The organism is Roseateles asaccharophilus, from assembly GCF_004362405.1.
GTDB lineage: Bacteria > Pseudomonadota > Gammaproteobacteria > Burkholderiales > Burkholderiaceae_C > Kinneretia > Kinneretia asaccharophila.
This window is the reverse complement of the sequence record NZ_SNXE01000011.1, coordinates 91530-97764: the sequence shown is the minus strand read 5'-3', so window position 1 is coordinate 97764 and position 6235 is coordinate 91530. Positions and strand designations below refer to the sequence as shown.

Here is a 6235-nt window from a genome sequence, read left to right as displayed (position 1 = left end):
ACCTGCAGCCGCGCCCCCAGGTTGATCAGCGTCACCGCACGTTCGATCTGGCGGGCTTCGGTCAGGATGCTCTTTTGACGCATGGTGGGCTCTCTGTGAGTCGGGTCTTGATCTTTGCGGGGCCAGCGCCGGGCCGCTATTCATTGAAGTGAAAGGCGGCCCCGCCGTCGCGAGTCGCAGACTCGCACCCCCTCGGGGGGTGGTCACGCGTACCCGCGTGACCGGGGGTCAATCGTTCAGGCGGCTTCGGCGTGGCGGCCAGCCATCAAGATGCTGGCGTGCAGGCGCGACACCTGGTCGTTGGCCGCGGTCTTGCCATGGCTGGTCAGCAGGCCCCACACCAGGTCGTCATCCATGCGGAAGCGGCACAGCAGGGTGTTGCCCGAGGCAATCTTCATCATCTGCGCCGGGCTCAGCGTGCCAATCAGCGTGGCCGTATCCTCCGAGATGCCCAGGCGATACAGCGCCTGCTCCCGGTCTCCTCGGATCAGGCTCTGCGCCAGCATCAGGTACGACAGGTTCGCTTCGCGAATCTCGGCAAGGATCTGGTCTGCGTTCATCTCGGCTCTCCTGTGGCGTTGCGTTAGCTTGCTGCGCATTGTGAAGATCGGAACAAGACCCAAACATCAGCCCATTTCTCTGTCTTCTGTCTCCCTGCCGGGCGGGGCCCTGTAGGAACTTGCCCTACAAGACCCGGGCACGCGCGGCACAGACAGGCCAGGAATCCCAGCCTTATCCACCCATGAGAGGAGAGGCTCCGTCCCTATAGTGCGCCCAGGCCATACAAGGACCGCCGCATGATTCCACGCATCCTGCACATCATCTGGGTCGGAGACGAATCCAAGCGCCCCGACAACTGCATCGCCACCTGGTGCGAGCACAACCCCGATTGGGAGGTGCGGGTCTGGGGCAACCAGGACCTGGCCGAGTTCGGCTGGATCAATGCCCGCCATATGCGTGCGATGGCCGGCCGCGAGCTCAATGGCGTGGCCGATCTGATGCGCTGGGAGATCCTCTACCAGCAGGGCGGCTTTGTGGTGGATGCCGACAGCATCTGCCGCCGTCCCCTGGCGCCCTGGCTCTTCGAGGGCGAGGCCTTTGCCTGCTGGGAGAACGAGCTGGCACGCCCGGGCCTGATCGCCGCCGGCTATGTGGCCTCGGTGCCCGAGAACCCCTTCTTCGGCCAGCTGATCCTCGACTTGCAGAACACCGAGACCGTGGTGGATCGCATGGCCTGGCAGAGCGTGGGCCCGCAGTTCCTCACCGAGGCGCACCGCCGCCACAACTACACGGGCCTGACGATCTGGCCCAGTCACTTCTTCATCCCACGCCACTTCACCGGCTTGGAGTACAGCGGCCAGGGCATGGTGTTCGCGGACCAGGAATGGGCCAGCACCCGCCGCACCTATGACCAGCTCTACAAGCGGAAGGTCGCATGAGCACCGAGAACAGCTTCGACGAGATCTGCTCGCCGCTGGAGCGCGCCCACCCGCCCTTCTTCGTGCAAAAGCAGTATGTGGGCGACGACCTCAAGGGCCGCTCGCGGGTGGATGTCTTCCGCCAGATCTGCGAGGGCAAGCGCGTGCTCCATGTGGGCTGCGTGGACTGGCCCATCACCGATCTGCAGCGCTCCCTGCATCTGCAGCTGGACAGCTGCTGCACGCTGGACGGTTTTGACATCCACCCCGAGGCCTTCGAGATCATGCAGCCCCATGTGCGCGGCCGCCTGTTCTCGGACTGGAGCCAGGTGCAGGGCCCTTACGACCTGGTGCTGGTGCCCGAGGTGCTGGAACACGTGCCCGATGTGCAAGGCTTTCTGCGCCAGCTCGATGCGGTGGGTGCGAGCCAGTACGTGATCACCGTGCCGGACGCCTACAGCTGCTTCGCCGGCCACTTCGACTACTCCAAGGGCGTGCAGACCTTTGTGGAGGTGGTCCACCCCGACCACAACTGCTGGTACACGCCCTACACCCTGGCCAATGTGCTGCGCAAGTACACGCCCTGGAGCCTGCAGGGCATGTGGTTCTTCAACCGCATCTCCCTGCTGGCCGTGGCCACGCGCGCCACGAGCTCGGCCTGATTCCACCCGCGGTCGACCGGCTTCACCGGCTCGGCCGCCCCGCAAGAACACCCCAAGCCCATGGCCACCAAGCCCCACCCTGCCCTCGCCCAGCCCCAGCTGCTGCAAAAGGTGCAGACCCTGCTCAATGAGCGCCGCTGGACTCAGGCGGCCGACTTGCTGCAGCAAGCCCTGGGGCAGCGCCCGCGCGACGCGGGCCTGTGGCTGACCCTAGCACGCACACTGCGCCAGGCCGGTGACTTCAGCGCCTGTCTGCGGGCAGCGCAGCAGGCCCAGGATCTGGCGGCGGGCGTGTCGGAGGAGCTTCGCCTCCAGGCCGCCCACCTCGCCGCCCAGGCCGCCACGGTGCTGGACGACTTCCGCAGCGTGCTGCGCCATGCCGAGCAGGTCCCGGAGGGCGCCCGCAGCCTGGATCTGCTCAAGCAGCTGGGCGCCGCCCACAACCGCCTGGGCGACCCCCAGGCCGCCGTGGCGCCGCTGATGCAGGCGCTGACGCTCAAGATCGATGATCGCGACGCCTATATGGAGCTGGGCTTTGCCTTCCACTCCCTCAAGATGCACGAGGAGGCCGCCGAGTGCTTCCGGACCCTGTCCGTGCTCTACCCCGAGCATCTGGGGGCCCAGGCCTATCTGATCCAGCTCGAGCAGCATGCCGCCCGCTGGGAGGGCTGGGAGCAGCGCCTGCAGACCATGCTGGACACCCAGCATCGTGCCTGGGAGCGCGGAGAGAGCGCCTTCAGCGTGCCCTTCACCCTGGTGGGGCAGCCGCATCACCCCCAGCAGATGCTGGAAGCCACCCAGCTGACGGCGCGCCATGTCTGCCGCGCCATCAAGCCCCTGCCACCCGCACCCGCGCACAAGCCGGGCGCCAGGCTGCATATCGCCTATCTGTCCAATGACTTTCAGGCTCATGCCACGGCCACCCTGCTGACCGAGGTGCTGGAACACCATGACCGCAGCCGTTTCGAGATCAGCCTGCTCTCGCACAGCCCGGCCGATGGCTCGGCCCTGCGCGAACGCCTGATAAAGGCCTGCGATCGCTTTGAGGAGATCGGCCACCTGGACCTGCCCGGCACCGCACATCGCGTGCGCGAACTGGGCGTGGACATCCTGATTGACCTCAAGGGCCACACGGCCGGCAGCCGCCTGGCCGCCCTGGCCTACCGCGCCGCCCCGCTGCAGGTCAGCTGGCTGGGATTCCCGGGCACCACCGGCATGCCGGAGGTGGACTACCTGATCGGGGACCCCATCGTCACGCCACTTGAGCACGCCCCCTTCTATAGCGAATGCATCGCCCAGATGCCGCATTGCTATCAGCCCAATGACCGGCAGCGCGAGCGCCCCCTGCCGCCGTCTCGCAGCGAACTGGGGCTGCCCGAGCAGGCCCTGGTCCTGCTGAGCGCCAATCAGATCTACAAGCTCAATGCCCCGCTGTTTGACGCCTGGTCACAGATCCTGAAGGCGCTGCCCGAGGCCGTGATCTGGCAGCTGAGCGGCGCCGAGCAGGCACAGGAGCGCCTGCATGCCGAGATGGCGGCCCGCGGCGTGGCCCCGGAGCGACTGATCTTCATGCCCAAGCTGCCCCTGGGCCCGCATCTACGTCGTCTGGCGGCGGCCGATCTGGCGCTCGACAGCTGGCCCTGCAACGGCCACACCACCAGCAGCGACGCCCTCTGGGCCGCCGTGCCCGTGCTCACCCTGCAGGGAGAGCCCTTTGCCGGCCGGGTCTGTGCCAGCCTGCTGCACAGCGTGGGCATGCCCGAGCTGATCTGCACGGATACGCAAAGCTATATCCATCGGGTCTGCGAGCTGGGGCGCGATCCCGCGCAACGTGCGGCGCTGCGGGAGCGGCTTGTCAAGGCCAGGGACGAGTCGGCCCTGTTTGATGCGCCGCGCTTCGCCCGGGATCTCGAGCAACTCTTGCTGCGCATGTGGCAGCGCCACGCGGACGGCTTGCCGCCGGCCGCCCTGCCCGCGCAACACTAATACGGCGCCTTCTTGCGGGGGTGGCCGGGCGCACAGCCCGGCGCCGAACCAAGCCGGCCCGGCATGCCAGCCAGGCCGGGCACTGACGCGAGGCGGGCACCACGGTTGGCCCCGGCCTCGGGGCGCGGCTCAGGGCTGCGCCGGGACTTCCAAAGCCTGCAGGCGAGCCAGCTCGGTGCGCGCCACGAGTTCCAGGCCGGGCGCTTCCTCGCGCAGGCTGCTGAGGGCAGCGCCCTCACGCAGCAGCTGGCTCAGCGTCGCCAGCGCCGCCTGGCGTTCACCCAGACCCGACTGCGCGAAGCCCAGGGCATACAGACTGGCGCCATGCGCGGGGCGCTGCGCCAGCGCCTGCTCGGCATAGGCCCGGGCCTGATTCAGCTCACCGGTGGCCAGCAGCAGCGCAGCCATATCACTGAGCAGCTCATAGCTCAGCGGCTCCAATTCCAGCGCATGCTGCAGCAGGCCCAGACCCAGGCCGACACGCCCGCACTGCACCTCGGCAAATGCGGCGTTGCGGGCCTGAGCCAGCAGCAGGCTGGCCTCGGCAGCGGTTTCAACCGTCACCGGTGCGCTGACGTTGGGCGTGGACAAGGAAAGTCGTGCATTCATGGGGTTCTCCATGGCTTCTGATCTCGGACTCGCGATCCAGAACACCATGAGCCATGGGCGCCATGTATCGGCCGCGATGCTCGGGACTTTAGGGATGCGCCCCGCACGCAGTCTCCGGAATAGCAAGCCCAAGACCTCGTACCTCAAAGGATATGCATCGCCAGGCCGGCCGAAATCCCAAGCAGGGCCGGCACCGGCAAGCACCGGACCAGCGCCCTGTTTCAGCCACACAAGACAAGGATCAACCCGCAGCGCAGACGACCTACACAGCCCCGGCTCTGCCGGAATCGACAAACAAGACGGTTCCGCCAGCGCTTATCCATCGATCAGCCTCTTGACAAACAGCGCTCAAGTTTCCGCTTGCGCTGTCCGATAGCCATTCCAACGGGTCTGGAAACAGACGCGTGGTCCGGTGAGGAGGCCACAGATTGATGCCCCGCAAGGGGATTCAGGCTGCATGGTTGACTGCCGCCGGGCGAGCTCGGGCCGAGGCAACTCGGCACGCCTCGGGGCGGTGCGCGCAAGCGCATCACCCAAGCACGTCGGCACTTAGCCGGGAAATCTTGTAGCTGAAATAGGAGAGCGCATCATGCCCGCCATCATCAACACCAATATCAATTCGCTGAACGCCCAGCGAAACACCAATTCGGCGCAGCTGTCCCTGTCCACCTCCATGCAGCGCCTGTCCTCCGGCCTGCGTGTGAACTCGGCCAAGGACGACTCCGCAGGCCTGGCCATTGCCGAGCGCATGCAGGCCCAGGTCCGCGGCATGAACGTCGCCATGCGCAATGCCAACGACGGCATCTCGCTGGCCCAGACTGCGGAAGGCGCGCTGGGCAAGGTGAGCGACTCGCTGCAGCGCATGCGCGAACTGGCTGTCCAGGCTCGCAATGCCACCAACACCACCGACGACAAGACCTCGCTGGACAAGGAATTCGGTGAGCTGGCCAAGGAAATCCAGCGCGTGCTGGGCGGCACCACCTTCAACGGCCGCGCCATCCTCGCCAGCACCGATGCCGGCACCCAGACCTTCCAGGTCGGCGCCAACACCAGCACCAACGACGTGGTGGAAGTGGTGACCACAGACATGACCGCGAACAGCGATGTCAAGGCAGTGGCCGGCGACGACAACCAAGGCGCCAACCGCGCTGCCATCACGGGTGACGCAGCTGCCATCAAGACGGTGATCGATAACATCGACAAGGCCATCAACACCGTCAACGGAGAGCGCGCAACGCTGGGCGCCTCGCAGAACCGCTTCGACGCGGTGATCGCCAATCTGCAGGTCTCGGTGGAGAACCAGAGCGCCGCGCGCAGCCGCATCATGGATGCCGACTACGCGTCCGAAACCGCCAACCTGGCCCGTGCGCAGATCCTGCAGCAAGCCGGTAACGCGATGATCGCCCAGGCCAACCAGATGCCGCAGCAAGTGCTGTCGCTTCTTCGATGACCCTGGGCCAGCCGAGCTGGCCCTGATGAACCAAAGCGTAACGGCGGAAGCAACAGGTCCGCCAGCTCAAGCACCATAAGCGCCGCCCACCTCGGGCGGCGCATTCAGGT

The 6235-nt window shown here is 66.5% G+C and carries 7 protein-coding genes; 4 read left to right on the top strand and 3 right to left on the bottom strand.

The annotated features are described in order from the left end of the window. Together DFR39_RS18445 and flhD are read right to left on the bottom strand one after the other, a co-directional pair. Window positions 1-83, bottom strand: an 83-nt coding sequence (locus tag DFR39_RS18445) for a FlhC family transcriptional regulator (protein WP_246030893.1), incomplete at its 3' end; no start/stop codon positions are given. A gap of 153 nt (window positions 84-236) precedes the next feature. Further along, window positions 237-560: a flagellar transcriptional regulator FlhD gene (flhD, locus tag DFR39_RS18440; RefSeq protein ID WP_133605310.1), complete on the bottom strand. Its 324-nt coding sequence runs from the start codon at window positions 558-560 to the stop codon at window positions 237-239. Between the two features lie 237 nt (window positions 561-797). Here flhD and DFR39_RS20290 point away from each other — a divergent pair, with 237 nt between their 5' ends. Genes DFR39_RS20290 through DFR39_RS18430 form a run of 3 tightly spaced genes read left to right on the top strand, consistent with a single transcriptional unit; the run spans window position 798 to window position 4066 of the window. After that, the gene (locus tag DFR39_RS20290; RefSeq protein ID WP_246030892.1) at window positions 798-1439 is read left to right on the top strand and encodes a glycosyltransferase family 32 protein; all 642 of its coding nucleotides are present in this window, start codon (window positions 798-800) and stop codon (window positions 1437-1439) included. Continuing rightward, entirely contained in the window at window positions 1436-2080 is a 645-nt protein-coding gene (locus DFR39_RS20285; protein WP_246030891.1) for a class I SAM-dependent methyltransferase, read from the top strand. Before DFR39_RS20290 ends, DFR39_RS20285 begins: the two co-directional genes overlap by 4 nt. Window positions 2081-2140: 60 nt before the next feature. Continuing rightward, complete coding sequence (locus DFR39_RS18430) at window positions 2141-4066, top strand: O-linked N-acetylglucosamine transferase, SPINDLY family protein (protein WP_133605309.1); 1926 nt, start codon at window positions 2141-2143, stop codon at window positions 4064-4066. Between the two features lie 129 nt (window positions 4067-4195). Here DFR39_RS18430 and DFR39_RS18425 read toward each other — a convergent pair whose 3' ends face one another. After that, on the bottom strand, window positions 4196-4675 hold the full coding sequence (locus DFR39_RS18425) for a tetratricopeptide repeat protein (protein ID WP_133605308.1): 480 nt from the start codon (window positions 4673-4675) through the stop codon (window positions 4196-4198). A 589-nt stretch (window positions 4676-5264) separates the two neighbouring features. On the opposite strand from DFR39_RS18425, the gene DFR39_RS18420 reads away from it, so the two are divergent. Beyond that, window positions 5265-6125 carry a flagellin N-terminal helical domain-containing protein gene (locus DFR39_RS18420; RefSeq protein ID WP_133605307.1) on the top strand — a complete coding sequence of 287 codons (861 nt, stop codon included), beginning with the start codon at window positions 5265-5267 and terminating at the stop codon, window positions 6123-6125. Window positions 6126-6235 lie beyond the last annotated feature (110 nt).